Source organism: Amycolatopsis sp. WAC 04169 (assembly GCF_003947535.1).
In the GTDB taxonomy this organism is placed as follows: Bacteria; Actinomycetota; Actinomycetes; order Mycobacteriales; family Pseudonocardiaceae; genus Amycolatopsis; species Amycolatopsis keratiniphila.
Genome location: NZ_QHJI01000013.1, coordinates 216885 through 232290, shown reverse-complemented (window position 1 = coordinate 232290; position 15406 = coordinate 216885). Strand labels below are relative to the sequence as shown.

The following is a 15406-nucleotide window of genomic DNA, read 5'->3' as shown; positions in this document are numbered from 1 at the left end:
TCTCCAGTGCGGACGTTCAGAGTTCGGGGTGATGGCGGCGCAGCAGCCGCCGGAGGACGGTGGCCCGGACGCCGATGCCGACGACGAGTGCGGCGAACCCGCCGACCGGACCCATCGCCGGGACGAGCGCGGCGGCGGCCAGCGGGGTGGCGATCAGCCCGGCGATCGACGCCGACGCGGTGAGCGTGAGGACCTTGCTGTTGGTGTTCTCGATCAGGAAACCCGCGTAGAGCTGGACGGCGAACAACACCGTTTCGGCCAGGACGAAGACGCCGAGGACGACGTACGCGCCGGCGGTGTCGTCGGCGGTCAGCACCGCGCGGGCCGCCGGGATCGCGAGGGTGATCCCCACCAGGACGAGGAACGTGAGCGCGCCCCGTTCGACCAGTTTCAGCAGGTCGACCGCGCGGGCCCGGCCCGCCGCCGCCCCGCTCCCGCGCAACCGCGCCGAAATCGCCGGCTGGTGCACCCGCAGCTGATAGAACAGCAGCGAGCAGAACGCGCTGCTGGCCAGCAAAGCGACGTAGAACGGTCCACTGTCGACGGTCCGCCCGGCCAGCGCCAGCACACCGAACACCGTCGACGTCGCGAGGACGTCCAGCACCTCGGTCATCCCGAGCAGCACGGTGGTCCGGCCGAACGCGGGCAGAATCCGGTGCCCGTCGATCCTTTCCACCCGCAGCCACTTCCTCGGCAGCAGCGCCGCGGAGAAGCCGAGGATGAGCAGGATCCCGCCGAGCAACAGGCCGAGATGCGTCAACGGCGACCAGCGGACGAACCAGGTGCCCACCGTCACCGCACCGACCACCAGCGCGCCCGCGGTGAACGCCAGCGCGTCCAGAGTGGACTTACCGGTGAAGCGGTGCAGGCCAGAGACGGTCATCAGCAGGCCGCCGGAGATCGACCAGCCCGCGGCCGTCAGGTACAGCGCGGCGTCCGAGTCCGGCGCGACGAGCAGCGCGACCGCCATCGCCGCCAGTACCACCAGCACCGGGACGACGGCGACGCGGACGGCCAGCGCCGCGACCGCGTCCCGCGTCATCCTCAGGCGCGGCAAGCACTTCAACGCGGATTTCTCCGCCGCCGACGGCACGAAGTTGAGCCACGTCATCAGCCCGAGCGCGGTGGCGAACCGGCCGTAGTCGTGCGCGCCCCAAGCGGTGACCAGCACCAGGCCCATCGCCTGGATCGCCAGCCGGAACACGCCACGGCCGACGAGCAGCCGGAGCACCATCGACGGCTTCGGCGCCGCGATGGAGGCGGTGCCGGTGAGCGAAGTGCCGGTCAAGGGAGCGGTACCGCCGCACCCTGCTCGTCGAGCAGGAACTTCAGCGTGCCGCGCAATTCGTCCTCCGCCGCGAGCACGTCGGGCACGGTCGGCGCCGAAAGCACGGCGTAGCCCATCTTGTAGCCGGCCTGCTCGTACGGTTTGACGTAGGAGTCCTCTTCCGCGAACAGTTCCAGGTTGTGCACCGCGGGCATGGCGCGGACCTCGTCGACGCCCTCGATGCGCACGATCCGGCCGCCGCGGTCGGAGGCGAGGATGTGGATGAGCGTGGGCCTTGGGTCGCGCGGGGAGAGCACGACCTCGTCGCCGGTCGCGGCGGCGATCCCGGCGGCGATCAGGTCGACGCCGGTGCTGTGCTCGATCGCTTCGGCGAGGCCGTTCCCGCCCATCCGGGCGCCCATCTCGATCAGGTAGAACTTCCCGTCCCGGCCGAGGACGGCGTCGAGGGTGAGCGGCCCGGTGCGGTAGCCGAGTTCGGCGCACAACGCGGCCAGCATCACCGGCAGCGCGCGGTCGACCACCGGCGGCAGCCCGGCGGGCAGCAGATGCGACGCCGTCACGAAGAACGGCGGCGGTGTCAGCGTGCGCCGGGTGACCGCGTGGAACACGATCCGGCCGTCGACCGCGAGTGCTTCGATCGTGTAGTGCGAGCCGTCGAGGTGCTCCTCGACGACCAGCTTGCCGGACGGCGAGAACGCGAGTGAGTCGGAGAACGCGGTGGTGAGACCGCCGGGGCTCGCGCACGAGATGACACCTCGGCTCCCGGACGAGTCGACCGGTTTCACCAGCGTCGGGAACCGCAGTTGCTGCGCGGCGAGTGCGAGGTCCGGGCCGGGCTTCCCGCCGACGCTGCGGTAGGTCGGCAGACGCAGCCTGTCGCAGAGTTCACGGAAGACCGACTTGTCGACGGACGCGGCGACGGCGGCTTCGGGCAACGGGTCGGGCAGGTTCCAGTGCCGGGTGAGCCAGGCGAGCGCGGGAAGCCCGACGTCGCTGGCCGGGCAGAGCACCCCGGCGATGTCGTCCCGCCCGTCGAGCGCCGCCGCGATCTGTTCCGGCGCGCGGACGCTGACCTGGACGAACTCGTCGGCCAGCGCCACCGCGGGCGCGCTCGCGCGGACATCCACGCAGATGGTGCGGAAACCGAGCTCCCGTGCCCGGTGGTACGTGCTGACCGAACCGTCGGCGCCGCCCAGGATCACCAGGCTCCGTACCGCCGCCGTGTCTTCGGTGTTCTTCACTCCCGCTTGCCTTTCCCCAGGATGGATCTCGGCCATGGCCGAGGCGTAGAGCCGGTCGTCCTCGTCGACCGGGAAGTTGGCTTCCCTGATGTAGAACTGCCGTGGCCGTGCCTGCCCCGCGCCGACCACGACCAGGTAGCGGACGGACAACGCGAGCACGGTCAGCAGCACGGAGAACATGACGAACGTCAGCGTCGACGCGGCGGTCAGCCCGAGAAGCCCGGTGGCGGCCGCGATCCCGGCGAGCACCGAGATCACCGCGGTCAGCACCGCCGTGGTCGAAGCCATCGTCGTCAGCCGCCGGGTGAAGCCGACGAACAACTCGATGGCGTGCGAGGAAAGGAAACCGAAGCCCACCTTGGACTCGCCGCGTTCGCGGGCCCGGTGTGCCACCTGGACGGTGGTGTAACGGCTGGTCAGCCTCGGCACGGTGGCGAGGAAGTACGGGGTGCCCAGGCGGAGATCGACGATCTTGCGCGCGAGCTCCGTGCGCACCAGGCGGAACGCCGTCGCGCCGGGCGGGATCTCGATGCGCAGGACGCGGCGGCCGAGGAAATGGAAGGCGGCGGTACCCCAGCGTCTTGGTAAGGGGTCTTGCCTATTGGTGCGAACACCGAAAACGGCGTCGTTGCCCGCCTCGGCGGCGATGATCAATTTCTCCACTTCGGAAGCCGGGAACTGTTGATCGGCGTCCATGTGCAGAAGCCAGGGCTTTCCCGCGTACCGATAACCGGCGGAAAAAGCCGCTTCGAACCCGTAGTTCCGGGTGAAGGACAGGTACCGGACCCGGGGGTCGGTGTGCGCGAGCGCCCGGATGACGTCCAGCGTCCCGTCGGTGCTCCCGTCGTCCACATAGAGCAGTTCGAGGGGGAGATTTCCCAACTCGGCGACGATCTCCCGGTACGAGGGCTCGACGTTGTCGACTTCGTTGAAGCACGGGACGACTACGGTGAGTCCACTTTCCACCGGGCCGGGGGTCGGCCAGCTCATCTGGCGAATCCCTGCGGTGTGTGCGCTATTGTGTTCGTAGCGTCACGCGTTGTGTTTTCACGGTTCATGAGTCCCCTTGGCCCCAGGTGTCCGGCAGGTCGTGCCGGCTCGAAAGTTCCCGTGTTATAGGCAGACTCGCTTTGTTCCCGCCAGCGGATTCCGCAAGTTCGTCCTTTCAGCTCAGTCGAAAAGGTGGGAAGTCGGCCGAAAACCGGATGAACCCGGCGCGGGGTATTCCCAAACCGGCGTCGATGACGCAGGCTTGCGCGCCATGTGGACTGTGGGGGTGAGTGCTGCCTGGCGGGCTGCCTATCGGCGGTCCGTGCGGTCGGCCTTCGCGACGGTGCCGTTCTACCGGGAACGCTGGGCTCTCGACGGCAGAACGGATCCCGTGCTGGTGTCGGGTCGCACCGGGACGGATTCCGGCGCGGCGCCACTGGCCGAGGCGGTGCACAAGATCGTCGACCTGGTCCCGCTCGCCGGTGGCGCGCAACGGATCGAGCCGAGCCGGGGCCTGGGTCCCGTGCTGCGTAAGGCACGTTCGGTGAGCGGGGACGCGCTGGTCGTCGTGCTCGGCGGCGACGGGGTGCGGCCGCCGTCGGACCTGCCGCGCGGCGTCCGGTGCTGTGTGGTGGATCCCGACGTCCCGGGGCCCAGCGTGCTGGCCGAACTGTCCTCCGCGCTTCGCCGCGGCCGTCGCGTGCTCGCGGTCGGCGACGACAAGCAACTGGCCGCCTTCGCCGCGGCCTTGCCCGAAGACCGTGCGTACCGGGTCGAATCCGTACCGCGACGGGAACTGGACACACTGGACTCCGGCCCGTACGGGGTACTCCACGATCCGGCGCTGGGTTACCTCGGCGCGATCGAGGAATGCGGCCGCTGGCATCTCGACTGGCCCCGCGTCTACGCGCGCCCGACGACGGGCGGTCTCGCGTTCACCCTGCTGCGCCAGGACTCCCCGCGGTTCGTGGACGTGCTCCCGGCCGGTGGCGTCCGCGGTGAGATCGCGCCGTGCCCGCGACACGGGACGCCGGTCGTGCTCACGTGATGGGGACGACGAAGGCGACGGCGAGAAGCACCGTGTTCGAGGTCGACGTGCTCGATCCGAGGACCGCGGCCGAACCCGAAGGCTGGAGTGGCTTCCGGCGGCGGGCGAAGTTGTGGCCGGTCTGGGAGTACGACGTCCTGCGCCGGGAAGCCTGGATGGCGAAGAATCCCGCGGTGCTCGCGGTGCTCCGCCGCAACGGGACGATCGTCGGCGCGTTCACCGTGATGGTGTGCCGAAGCTGGCGGGCGGGAGACTTCGCGCCGTTGTCCGTCTTCGGCGGACGGTTCCGTCCGCGCTGGGCCGAGGCCTACCTCTGGCAGCTCAGCGGCTATCCCGCCGGTGTGCTCGACGAGCGGCTCGACGAGGCCGAGCGGCGGGAAGTGGTCCGCCGGTTCGAACAGGCACTGTGCGCCCACCTCGGCCCGGGACTGCTGGGCCTGGTCTACCGCGCGATGAACCCGGAGCTCCTCCCGGCGCTGGAAGGCCGAGGCCGGATGTCCCGGGAGATCGACCCGGCGGCCGTGCTGGCCAACGAGTATTCCACTGTGGACGATTGGGAACGGGCACTGGGCGACGAGACCCGGAAGACACTGTACGAACTGCGGGCAGACGGGGACCTGCACACCGAGGCGGCCACCGCCCGCCGGGACCTGGACTGCCACGAGCTCGCCGTGCTGCTCAACGCCCACCGGAGCAGGCAGGACGACCGGGCCTGGGCGGGCGGGCAACGGTCGCGGTTCGGCGGGCTGCACATGGACACCCGGAGCCCGATCGCACCGTCCTATCTGGACGCGTTGATCCGCCGCCCGGACGTCCTCACCCGTACCTACCGGGACGGATCCGGGCGGCTGCTGGGTTTCGGCACGGTGTTCGACGCCGACGACGGCTGTGCGCTGCACCAATGGGCCGCGCTGCCGAGCGCGGCAGGGGGACGGAAAGGGCTCTATGTCGACTTCTACGCCAGGGGAGTGGAGCACATGATCACGCATCGGCGCCCCGAACTGACCGCGGGCCGGGCGATGCTGGAGAACAAGACCCCGCTCGGCTTCGGCACCAGGTCCCTGGTGTCGGTCGCCGTACCGAGACCGGTGCTGGGCCGATGACCTGGGACGTGCGGGTACTCGACCCGCGGACCGACCCGGAACCCGAGGGCTGGGCGGGATTCCTCGCCGCGCAGCAGGCCCCGGTCCCGTGGGACTACGGGTTGCTGCGGGTGGAGTCCCGGTTCTCGCGCAGCCCCAACGTGCTCACCGTGATCAGCGACGGCGGCGAGATCGTCGCCGCGGTGCTGGCGATGCTGTGCGCCCCGATCTCCCCGGACGGCCCCGGCGCCGTGCGCGGCGTGGCCCGGCTGGGACCGCGCTGGGTCGAGGTGCAGCACGCGTGGCTTTCCGGATATCCGCCGTGGTTGTTCGCCGACGGCCTCGACGCGGCCGACCGGCGGGAGATCATGCGCCGGTTCGAGCGGGCCGTCTGCCGCTTCACCGGGCCCGGGTGCGTCGGCGTGCTCTACCGGACCGTCGAGCCGGAGTCGCTCGCCATGCTGACCGGACGGGGCAGGCCCGTTCGCGACACGATGCCGACATCGGTGCTGGAGAACCGGTTCGTCGACGTCGACGGCTGGCTCGCGTCGCTGCGCCGCAGCAGGCGGCTGAGCCTGCGCGGCCAGTCGAAGAAGATCGCCGCCGACCCGGACGTGATCGTCCGCACCGAAGCCGCCCGCACCGACCTCGACGCCCTGGAACTGGCGACCCTGCTGCGGGAGCACCGCGAGCGGATGGGACCGGTGAAGTTCGACCGGCGCGGTCCGGTCACCGCCGAATACCTCGGCGAACTCGTGCGCAGACCGGACGTGATCACCTCGACCTACCACGACGGCGAAGGCAGGCTGCTCGCGTTCACCAACGTGCTCGACCACCCCGTCGCGCCGCTGCACCAGCATTGGGCCGCGCTCGCGCCGGAGGAGGGACGGCCGAAGCACCTCTACTTCGAGGCCGTCGTCCGGAACGTGCGTTACATGATCGAGGGCAACCGGAAGTCCCTGTCCATGGGCCGGGGCCTGACCGATCTGAAGGCGACGCTCGGTTTCCAGCCGGTCCCGCTGCTCGGGGTCATCGTGCCGAGACCGGTGACGCGATGGTGATCGAGGTGCTGGACCCCCGCCGTGACCCGGAACCCGCGTACTGGAAAGCGTTGCGGGACAAGGCGGGACTGCGTGCGGACTGGAGCTGGGAGGTGCTCACCACCCAGTCCTGGGCGGCGCGCACCGAACAGCCGGTCACGATCCTGCTCGAAGACGGCGAACCGCGGGGCGTGGTCAGCTCCGCGTGGGTCACCGGACTCACCCGGCGGCACCGGTTCGCCCGCACGGCGGGACGGGGGCGGCTCGGCGGGCTCGACGTCCGCTCCCCGGGCGCGGGGGCGATGCCGGGCTGGTGGTTCGACGGCGAGGACGGCGACGGCGGCGTCGGCAGGCTGCTGGACACCTTCGTCCCCGCCATGCGCGCGGAACTCGGCCTCGGCCTGCGCGCACTGCTGGTGCGTCAGGTCGGAGAGTCCGGAGTGGACAGTGTCCGCGGCCTGAAGATGGTGCGCCGGACGGAGGACGTGGCCGTCCTCGACGTCTCGCCGTTCTCGAGCCGGGACGACTGGATGCACTCGCTGGCCAGGAAGCGCAAACAGAACCTGCGCAAGATCTTCCGCACCGTCGAGGCCGATCCGTCGCTCGCGGTGCGCGTGCGGCCGGGTGCCGAGGCCGATCCGGTCGAGATCGCGGAACTGTTGCGGTACAACGAAACCAAACACCACGATGTGCCGATCGTGCCGCTGCCGGCGTTCGTCGGTTACGTCGGCGCGCTGCTGCGGCAGCCGGACGTGCACGTCATCGAGTACCGCGAGATCGCCACCGGTCGCGCGATCGCCATCGCGACCTTGCTCGACCACCCGGCGCTGCCGGTCGCGCGGCATTGGGCGGCGCTGCCGCCGGAACTCGGCGGGCGGCCCAATCTGTACTTCCACTTCTACGGCGAAGTGGTGCGCTGGGCGATCGGGGCCGGGCGGCCGCAGGTGGTGTTCGGCAAGAAGATGTCCGAGATGAAGGCCTCGCTCGGGGCGCATCTGGTGCCGCAGTACGCGGCCGCGGTCGCGCTGCTCTAAGCCTCACGAGGCGCGGAGGCCAAGCCGCGCAGGAAGAGGTCGATGGCGAACTCGAACCGCTCCTGCGCGGTCTCCGCGGTGAAGTACTCGCCCGCGCCCAGCAGGTTCGGGAAGGCCCCGGGCGGGAACGACGTCATGTACTCCACCATCCGCCTGCCGCGCTGTTCCTGCTCGGCGAGGTCGATGTCGCCGTGTTGCCAGCCGGCGCCTTCGTAGGCGAAAGCCTTGGCGTAGAGCCATAAAGCGTCGGCGGCGAACAGCGCCCGCTTGAGGTCGAGGCCGCCGGCGCGCAGGACCGCGAGCATCGCTTCGGCCTGCTGCAGGGCGTTCGCGCCGACCGGGACGGGGATGGCCCACGCGATCTTGGCGATCCCGGGGACCGACGTCAGCGCGCGCACGTTGTCGCGCAGCAGATCCTTCGCCTGTTCGACCCAGCGATCCGGGTCGGGTTCGGGGAACGGGCCGAAGGCGAGCACGTGGTCGACCATCAGCTCGTGGAGCTCTTCCTTGTTCGCGACATGGGCGTAGAGCGACGCCGGGCCGGTCTCCAGCGCTTTGGCCACACACCGCATGCTCACTGCCTCCAGCCCTTCACGGGCGAGGAGGTCCAGTGCCGTCTTCACCACGAGCTCCTGGGACAGCACGGGTTTCTCGGCGCGACGCCGGGGCCTGCTCACTTCGTTCGCCTCCTGATCCGGGGTTCGCCGGGAACTCTACTTGACGCGAACAGCGTTCGTCTGTAGAACGGTGTTCGTCAAACGAACAGCGTTCGTCTAACTGGAGGAAGCCATGACCGATCGACAGAACGAAGTGCTGGCCGTGCTGGGCGAGCTCGCCGACGCCTGGAACGCGGGCGACGCGGCCGCATACGCCTCGCACTTCACCGAAGACGCCGACTACGTGACCTTCTTCGGCATGAACATGCCGGGCCGCGCGACCATCGAAAGCGCGCACCGTGCCCTGTTCGAGGGGCCGCTCCGCGGGTCGAAACTGGTCTCGGGCGGCGGCGAGCCCAAGGTCCGGTTCGTCCGGCCGGACGTCGCGATCGTCGTGTCCGGCGGTGGGTCCTCGCTCTCGGGTGGCGAACCCGTGCCGGGCCGGGAATCGACGCTGACGTACGTCCTCGTCGAGGAGTCCGGCGGCTGGCGGGTCGCGTCCTTCCAGAACACCAGGGTGAGCGATCCGGCCGCCGGTGTCCCGATGGGCGGGGAGAGGCGTACGCTCGGTTAGGTTCACCTAAGTCACAAAGAGGGAGTGTGGATGGCCGAGGCGCGGAGAGCGGTGTCGACGACCCGGTTGCGGGTGCTGCGCACCGAGCGGATCACCCCGCATATGGTCCGGATCGTCGCCGGGGGCGAGGAGATCGGTTCGTTCCGGCCCAACGACTTCACCGACGCCTACGTCAAGGTGCACTTCCGGGTGCCCGGCGTCAGCTATCCCGAGCCGTTCGACCTGGCGCGGATCCGTGAAGAGCTGCCGCGCGAGCAGTGGCCGCGGATGCGCTCCTACACCGTCCGCGCCTTCGACGCGAACCTCGGCGAACTGGTGCTCGACTTCGTCCACCACGGTGACGAGGGGGTCGCCGGACCGTGGGCCGCCGCCGCGAAACCCGGCGACGAGCTGCTGATCTCCGGGCCCGGCGGGGCGTACGCGCCGGGCGAGGAGGCGGACTGGCATCTGCTCGCCGGTGACGAGAGCGCCCTGCCGGCGATCGCCGCCTCGCTCGAGGCGATGCCGGCGGGTGTTCCCGTGCACGCGTTCATCCTCGTCGAGGATTCCGCCGAAGAGCAGTCGCTGACCACCAAGGGCGACGCGCGGATCACCTGGCTGCACCGGAGCCGGGGCGACGATCTCGCCGCCGCCGTCCGCGCGCTCGAGTGGCGCGAAGGTGTGGTGCAGGCCTTCGTCCACGGCGAGGCCGGGTTCGTCCGGGACCTGCGGCGTCATCTGCTGGACGACCGGGGCATGCGGCGCGACCTGCTGTCGATCTCCGGATACTGGCGGATCGGGAAGACCGACGAGGCGTGGCGACTGGAGAAACAGGCCGAACGGAACGCGTAGCCTCGGTCGCATGATCGAGCTGAAGGTGGACGTCGACCCGGCCGAGGTGGGTTTCGACGCGGAGCGGCTGCGACGGATCGACCAGCACTTCGACGGGTACCTGGACCGGAACCGGCTCCCCGGGTATCTGGCCGTGGTGACCAGGAACGGGAAGGTCGCGCATCTCGCGGCGAACGGGCAGCGCGACGTCGAAGCCGGGCTGCCGGTCGAGACCGACACGATCTGGCGCATCTACTCGATGACCAAGCCGGTCACGTCGGTCGCCGCGATGATGCTCGTCGAAGAGGGGCTCGTCGACCTCAAGGATCCGATCTCCCGCTGGCTGCCGGAGTTCTCGGAGCCGCGGGTCTACGCGGCCGGTTCGTCGGTGAAGCAGGCGACCGTGCCCGCCGCCGAACCGATCCGGGTCTGGCATCTGCTCACCCACACCGCGGGGCTCACCTACGGGTTCCACCGCACGCATCCGGTCGACGCGCTCTACCGTGAGGCGGGCTTCGATTTCGGCACCGCGCCCGGGCTCGACCTGGCGGGTGTCTCCGAGGCGATCGCGAGGCTGCCGTTGCTGTTCCAGCCGGGTTCGGAGTGGAACTATTCGGTCGCGACGGACATCCTCGGCAGGCTCGTCGAGGTCGTCTCCGGGCAACCCCTCGACGTCTTCTTCGCCGAGCGGATCTTCACCCCGCTCGGCATGCACGACACGGGTTTCCAGGCCGACCCCGGCGCCCTCGACCGACTGGCCGCGCTCTACGTGCCGCATCCGGTGACGAAGGCGCCGTTCCGTCACGACGAGATGGGCGCCGTCGGCCGTGTCGCGCCCACGTGCTTCTCGGGCGGTGGTGGGCTGGTCTCCACGGCCGGTGACTTCCACCGGTTCGCCCAGATGCTGGTGCGCGGCGGCGAGCTCGACGGCGTCCGCCTGCTCGGTCCGCGCACGCTCCGGCTCATGGCGACCAACCACCTGCCCGGCGGCGTGGATCTGGAGACCTGCGGACGGACCGGGTTCTCCGAGGCGCCGTACGACGGTTTCGGCTTCGGGCTGGGCTTTTCCGTACTCGACGACCCGGTGAAGGCCAAGACGCTCGCCAGCGCCGGGGAGTTCGCCTGGGGCGGCGCGGCGAGCACCGCGTTCTGGGTCGACCCGGACGAGGACATCACGGTCCTGTTCTTCACCCAGTTGCTGCCGTCGTCGACCTACCCGATCCGGGTCGAATTGAGGAACCTGGTGTATCAGGCCTTGCTCGACTGAGGGGAGCCATGCGCCGCGGGCAGGTGCGGATCATGGTGCCCGGGCTGGGTGCTTTGTGTGGTCGTGAGTGGCAATGAGGGTTGGAACGACCATTGCCACTCACGACCCCTCGGCGGAATCGCCCGTTTCGTCACCGATCGGACATGTTGTCGTCGAACGGGCTCGCTGACGAGGACACCGCCCTGGCCTACCTGGCGTCGAAAGGCGCGTGATCCGGGGCGCAGACGGTGCCGCGTGCCGGAAGACGTCCGTGGGTCAGGTACGCGTCGACGGCCGCGTCGACGCAGGCGCTGCGGTTCAACGCGCCGTGCCCCCAGGCGTCCAGCGTCAGGAGCCGGGCGTTGCCGAGGATGCGTTCGGTGCGCTTCGCCCCGGCGTACGGGGTTTCCGGGTCGCCCTTGCCGTTGGCCAGCAACAGGATCGGCGCGGTCGGCCGGTTCCACGGCCCCGTGTACCGCGCCTCGTCGGTAGCGGGCCAGAAGGCGCACGGCAGGGAGAGATACGTGTCGTACGAACCGAAACCGCGGCCTTCCCGGTCGGCCGCGCGGGCAGCACGGGGCCAGGCGGCCGGGTCACGCGGATTCGTGGTGTCCGCGCAGATCGTCCCGCCGCCACCCATCGCGGAATCGAACGGTGTCGCGATGGCCTTCGCCGCGACGGGTTTCGTCACCGACTGCAGGAACTGCGCCAGCGCGGGCGAATGGGCCTCGTCGGTCAGCGCGTGGTGGGTCCGCCGGATGACCTCCTGGTAGGTGACCGGTCCCGGCGTGGTTTCGAGCCGGTCGAGGAGCGCGTCGTACTTGGCCCGCAGATCCGTCCCCGGCTCACGGAACGCGCACCGGACGTCGGCCGCGCATGTGTCGAGGAAGGCCTGCAGCGCACGGTCCGCGTCGCGGAAACCGCCGAGCCTGGTGCTGAACGGAACGTTCGCGTCCTCCGGGCGGTGTCCGGTGGACCAGGCGATCGGATCGTCGACGGCATCCAGTGCCAAGGCGCCGACACGATGCGGGAACAGGTTGGCGTACACCTCGCCGACGTAGGTGCCGTAGGAAAGCCCGTAGTAACGCAGGCGGGGCTCGCCGACGGCTTGGCGCATCCTGTCGAGGTCCCTGGCGACGTTCGCGGTCGACAGGTGGTTCAGCAGCGGCCCGGCGTTGCGGCCGCAGGAGGCGGTGACCTCACGGGCGTCGGCGAAATGCCGGGCCTCCTGTTCGGCGGTGATCGGGAACGTGCCCAGGATTCGTTTGAGCGGCTCGGTTTCGGCGTCGGACGTGAAGCAGCGGACCGGTGTGCTGGCGCCGATACCGCGCGGGTCGAAGCCGACGATGTCGAATTGCCGGTGCAGGGACGGCGTCTGGAACCTGCTGAAGCGGCCCTGATTCCCGGGGCCGCCGGGATTGGTGAAGAGGGTGCCGCGTTTGTGCTTCTGGTCCGTGGCGGGGAGACGACCGAGCGCGATCGTGATCCGCGGTCCGCCAGGGTCCTGATAGGACAACGGGACCTCGATCTCGGCGCAGTCGTAGCCCGGTGGCGATCCGGCCGGGCAAGGACCCCAGGCGAGGCCCTTCGGCGCGGCCGAAACCGCGGGCGTGATCGTCAGGGCGGCGAGTGCGGAAAGTGTGAGCGCGGCGGCGACGCGGATTCTGGTCACCAGGCGAGCGTCTCGCCTCGCGGACGCACGATCCCTGGTGCGCGCACCCGGAAAAATGGTGGGGTAAGCCCCTCCATGTTCAACATATAGCGCACCGGGGGGCTTGCGGCAAGACCCCGGTGGTGCCGCAGAATCCTCGGCCGTAGCCAGAACAGGCCGAACAGGAGTGAAGATTTGACGGACGTCGACGTGATCATCGTGGGTGCCGGCCCGACCGGTCTGATGCTGGCCGCCGAACTGCGGCTGGCCGGTGCGCGCCCGCTGGTCCTGGAACGGCGGCCGGAACAGGGGAAGACTCCGAAGGCCCACGGCCTCAGCGGGCAGATCCTGGACCTGCTGCATCATCGCGGCCTGCTGGAGAAGGTGCGGGGGCTCGTCACCGATCCCGTGCCGCCGCACCGTTTCCCCTTCGGTGGGGTCCACGTCGACCTCACCCAGTTCGACGAGCCGCCGCTGAAGGCGCTTTCGGTCCGGCAGCAGTCGCTGGAGCGGCTGCTGGAGGAGCACGCCACGGAGCTCGGCGCGGAAGTGCGTCGCGGGCACGAAGTCGTCGGGCTGCGCCAGGACGACGTGTCGGTGACCGCCGAGGTGCGCGGACCCGAGGGATCGTACGAGGTCACCGCCCCGTATCTGGTGGGGTGCGACGGCGGGCGCAGCCCCGTCCGGTCGATGGCGGGGATCGGCTTCCCCGGCACCACCTATCCGGAGGTGAACCGGATCGGACAGGTCAAGATCCCCGAAGGGCTGACCGTGCACGACAACGGCGACATCGAAACCCCGGAGCTGGGCCGGATCAAGGCGGGCTTCACCCGCACCGGCACCGGCGTGTTCGCGCTCGGTTCGCTGACGCCGGGGATCGTGTTCATCCAGACCACGGAGGACGATCCCGGCGAGATCGACGACGACGTGCCGATGACCCTGACCGAACTCGGGGACAGCATCCGCCGCGTGCTCGGCGGCGACGTCCCGCTGGGCGAACCGGTCCGGCTCTCGCGCTACCAGTTCTCCGCCCGCCAGGCCGAGCGCTACCGCGAAGGCCGGATCCTGCTGGCGGGCGACGCGGCGCACCTGCTGCCCTCCACCGGCACGGCGATCAACGTCGGCATGTCCGACTCGGTCAACCTCGCCTGGAAGCTGGCCGCCGAGATCCAGGGCCGGGCGCCGGAAGGACTGCTGGACACCTATCACGCGGAACGGCACGCCGCCGGTGCGCGTGCGCTGTTGCAGTCCCGGGCGCAGGTGGGGCTGCGGCGCGGGCACGACGAAGCCGCCGAAGCGCTCCGCGCGGTCTTCCAGGAACTGCTGGACGACGAGTCGGCCGCGCGACGCCTCGCCTCCCACGTGGCCGGGACCGACACGCGCTACCCGATGCCGGGTTCCCCGCACGCGCTCGCCGGCAGGTTCGTCCCGGATCTCGCGCTGGAGACCGACGACGGGGCGACCAGCGTCGCCGGGCTGCTGCGTGGGGCGCGGCCGGTGCTGCTCGACCTCGCGGGACGGCCCGATCTGCGTGATCTCGCGCAGGGCCGGGCCGACGTCCACACCGCGAAGGCCGAAGACAGGCCCGCCGACGTCCTCCTGATCCGCCCGGACGGCTACGTCGCCTGGGCCGGCGACGACGCCGACGGCCTGCGCGAGTCCCTCGCCACCTGGTTCGGCGCCTGACCCCCACGCATTTCGTCCTCTGAATGCGTTCTCCCGCATTCAGAGGACGAAATGCGGGTGTCAGCGGTTGATGACCTCCGAGCCGTAGCGCTTCAGGGTTTCCTCGCGCTGGTCGTGCATCAGGTAGAGCGAGAACTGGTCGACACCGAGCGAAGCCAGCTCCTCCAGCCGCTCGACGTGCGCTGACGACGGCCCGAGCAGGCAGAACCGGTCCACGATCTCGTCCGGGACGAAATCGGTCGACGGATTGCCGGCCCGCCCGTGGTGCGAGTAGTCGTAGCCCTGCCGCTCACGGATGTAGTCGGTCAGCTCGTGCGGCACCGGCCCGGAATCGCCGTACCGCGCCACGAGATCCGCGACATGGTTGCCGACCATCCCGCCGAACCAGCGCAGCTGCTCCCGCTGATGCGCCAGATCGTCGCCGACGTACGCCGGGGCCGCGAGGCAGATCGTGATCCCGGCCGGATCCCGCCCCGCCGCGCGAGCGGCCTCGCGGACGGAACCGATGGTCCACCGGGCGATCGCGGGATCGGCGCACTGCAGGATGAAGCCGTCGGCGTGTTCACCGACCGTCTTCAGCGCCTTGGGCCCGTATCCCGCCATCCACATCTCGAGCCTGCCGTTGCGGATCCACGGGATCTGCACCGGCTTGTCCCGCAACAGGACTTCGCGTCCCTCGGTCAGTTCCTTGACCACGTGCATGCATTCGCGCACCGTGGCCAAAGTGGACGGTGGCATACCGACCACCCGGTGCGCCGAGTCGCCGCGGCCGATCCCGCACACCGTCCGGTTGCCGTACATGTCGTTGAGCGTGGCGAAGGTCGACGCCATCACCGACCAGTCCCGGGTGGCCGGGCTGGTCACCATCGGGCCCACGATCATCGACGACGTCGCCGCGAGGATCTGCGAGTAGATGACGAACGGTTCCTGCCACAGCACGCACGAGTCGAACGTCCAGCCGTAGCGGAAACCCTGATCCTCCGCCGCCTTCATCAGCCGCACGAGATCGCGCGCGGGCGGATCGGTCTGGAGCACTATCCCGAAATCCATGGCGGCCGCC

General features: G+C 70.0%; 13 protein-coding genes. 8 read left to right on the top strand and 5 right to left on the bottom strand.

Going from position 1 to position 15406, the window contains the following annotated elements; genetic code table 11:
• Positions 1 to 16: 16 nt before the first annotated feature.
• Entirely contained in the window at positions 17 to 1288 is a 1272-nt protein-coding gene (locus DMC61_RS34390; protein ID WP_125694602.1) for a hypothetical protein, read from the bottom strand.
• Positions 1285 to 3519 (bottom strand): glycosyltransferase, encoded by a 2235-nt coding sequence (locus DMC61_RS42165; RefSeq protein ID WP_125694600.1) that lies wholly within the window; start codon positions 3517 to 3519, stop codon positions 1285 to 1287. The genes DMC61_RS34390 and DMC61_RS42165 overlap by 4 nt, the downstream gene beginning before the upstream one ends.
• A 322-nt stretch (positions 3520 to 3841) precedes the next feature.
• Here DMC61_RS42165 and DMC61_RS34380 point away from each other — a divergent pair, with 322 nt between their 5' ends.
• The 4 genes from DMC61_RS34380 to DMC61_RS34365 are packed head-to-tail and all read left to right on the top strand — an operon-like array spanning position 3842 to position 7723.
• Positions 3842 to 4567: a hypothetical protein gene (locus tag DMC61_RS34380; protein ID WP_125694598.1), complete on the top strand. Its 726-nt coding sequence runs from the start codon at positions 3842 to 3844 to the stop codon at positions 4565 to 4567.
• Positions 4567 to 5670 carry a hypothetical protein gene (locus DMC61_RS34375; protein WP_125694597.1) on the top strand — a complete coding sequence of 368 codons (1104 nt, stop codon included), beginning with the start codon at positions 4567 to 4569 and terminating at the stop codon, positions 5668 to 5670. The genes DMC61_RS34380 and DMC61_RS34375 overlap by 1 nt, the downstream gene beginning before the upstream one ends.
• Positions 5667 to 6710: a GNAT family N-acetyltransferase gene (locus tag DMC61_RS34370; protein WP_125694595.1), complete on the top strand. Its 1044-nt coding sequence runs from the start codon at positions 5667 to 5669 to the stop codon at positions 6708 to 6710. Before DMC61_RS34375 ends, DMC61_RS34370 begins: the two co-directional genes overlap by 4 nt.
• The gene (locus DMC61_RS34365) at positions 6704 to 7723 is read left to right on the top strand and encodes a GNAT family N-acetyltransferase (protein WP_125694593.1); all 1020 of its coding nucleotides are present in this window, start codon (positions 6704 to 6706) and stop codon (positions 7721 to 7723) included. The genes DMC61_RS34370 and DMC61_RS34365 overlap by 7 nt, the downstream gene beginning before the upstream one ends.
• Here the strand turns inward: DMC61_RS34365 and DMC61_RS34360 are convergent.
• Positions 7720 to 8400 (bottom strand): TetR/AcrR family transcriptional regulator, encoded by a 681-nt coding sequence (locus DMC61_RS34360; protein WP_016332438.1) that lies wholly within the window; start codon positions 8398 to 8400, stop codon positions 7720 to 7722. The two genes, DMC61_RS34365 and DMC61_RS34360, sit on opposite strands and share 4 nt — an antisense overlap.
• Positions 8401 to 8512: 112 nt before the next feature.
• Between DMC61_RS34360 and DMC61_RS34355 the strand changes: the two genes are divergently transcribed.
• The 3 genes from DMC61_RS34355 to DMC61_RS34345 are packed head-to-tail and all read left to right on the top strand — an operon-like array spanning position 8513 to position 11030.
• Positions 8513 to 8953: an SgcJ/EcaC family oxidoreductase gene (locus DMC61_RS34355; RefSeq protein WP_125694591.1), complete on the top strand. Its 441-nt coding sequence runs from the start codon at positions 8513 to 8515 to the stop codon at positions 8951 to 8953.
• Between the two features lie 30 nt (positions 8954 to 8983).
• Positions 8984 to 9784 carry a siderophore-interacting protein gene (locus DMC61_RS34350; RefSeq protein WP_199750165.1) on the top strand — a complete coding sequence of 267 codons (801 nt, stop codon included), beginning with the start codon at positions 8984 to 8986 and terminating at the stop codon, positions 9782 to 9784.
• 10 nt (positions 9785 to 9794) lie between these two features.
• Complete coding sequence (locus DMC61_RS34345) at positions 9795 to 11030, top strand: serine hydrolase (RefSeq protein WP_125694589.1); 1236 nt, start codon at positions 9795 to 9797, stop codon at positions 11028 to 11030.
• A 187-nt stretch (positions 11031 to 11217) separates the two neighbouring features.
• Here the strand turns inward: DMC61_RS34345 and DMC61_RS34340 are convergent, their stop codons facing one another.
• Positions 11218 to 12681: an alpha/beta hydrolase gene (locus tag DMC61_RS34340; RefSeq protein WP_125694587.1), complete on the bottom strand. Its 1464-nt coding sequence runs from the start codon at positions 12679 to 12681 to the stop codon at positions 11218 to 11220.
• Positions 12682 to 12855: 174 nt separating this feature from the next.
• Here DMC61_RS34340 and DMC61_RS34335 point away from each other — a divergent pair, with 174 nt between their 5' ends.
• On the top strand, positions 12856 to 14346 hold the full coding sequence (locus DMC61_RS34335; protein ID WP_125694585.1) for an FAD-dependent monooxygenase: 1491 nt from the start codon (positions 12856 to 12858) through the stop codon (positions 14344 to 14346).
• Positions 14347 to 14406: 60 nt separating this feature from the next.
• Here DMC61_RS34335 and DMC61_RS34330 read toward each other — a convergent pair whose 3' ends face one another.
• Positions 14407 to 15396 (bottom strand): TIGR03842 family LLM class F420-dependent oxidoreductase, encoded by a 990-nt coding sequence (locus DMC61_RS34330; RefSeq protein ID WP_125694583.1) that lies wholly within the window; start codon positions 15394 to 15396, stop codon positions 14407 to 14409.
• Positions 15397 to 15406: the final 10 nt, after the last annotated feature.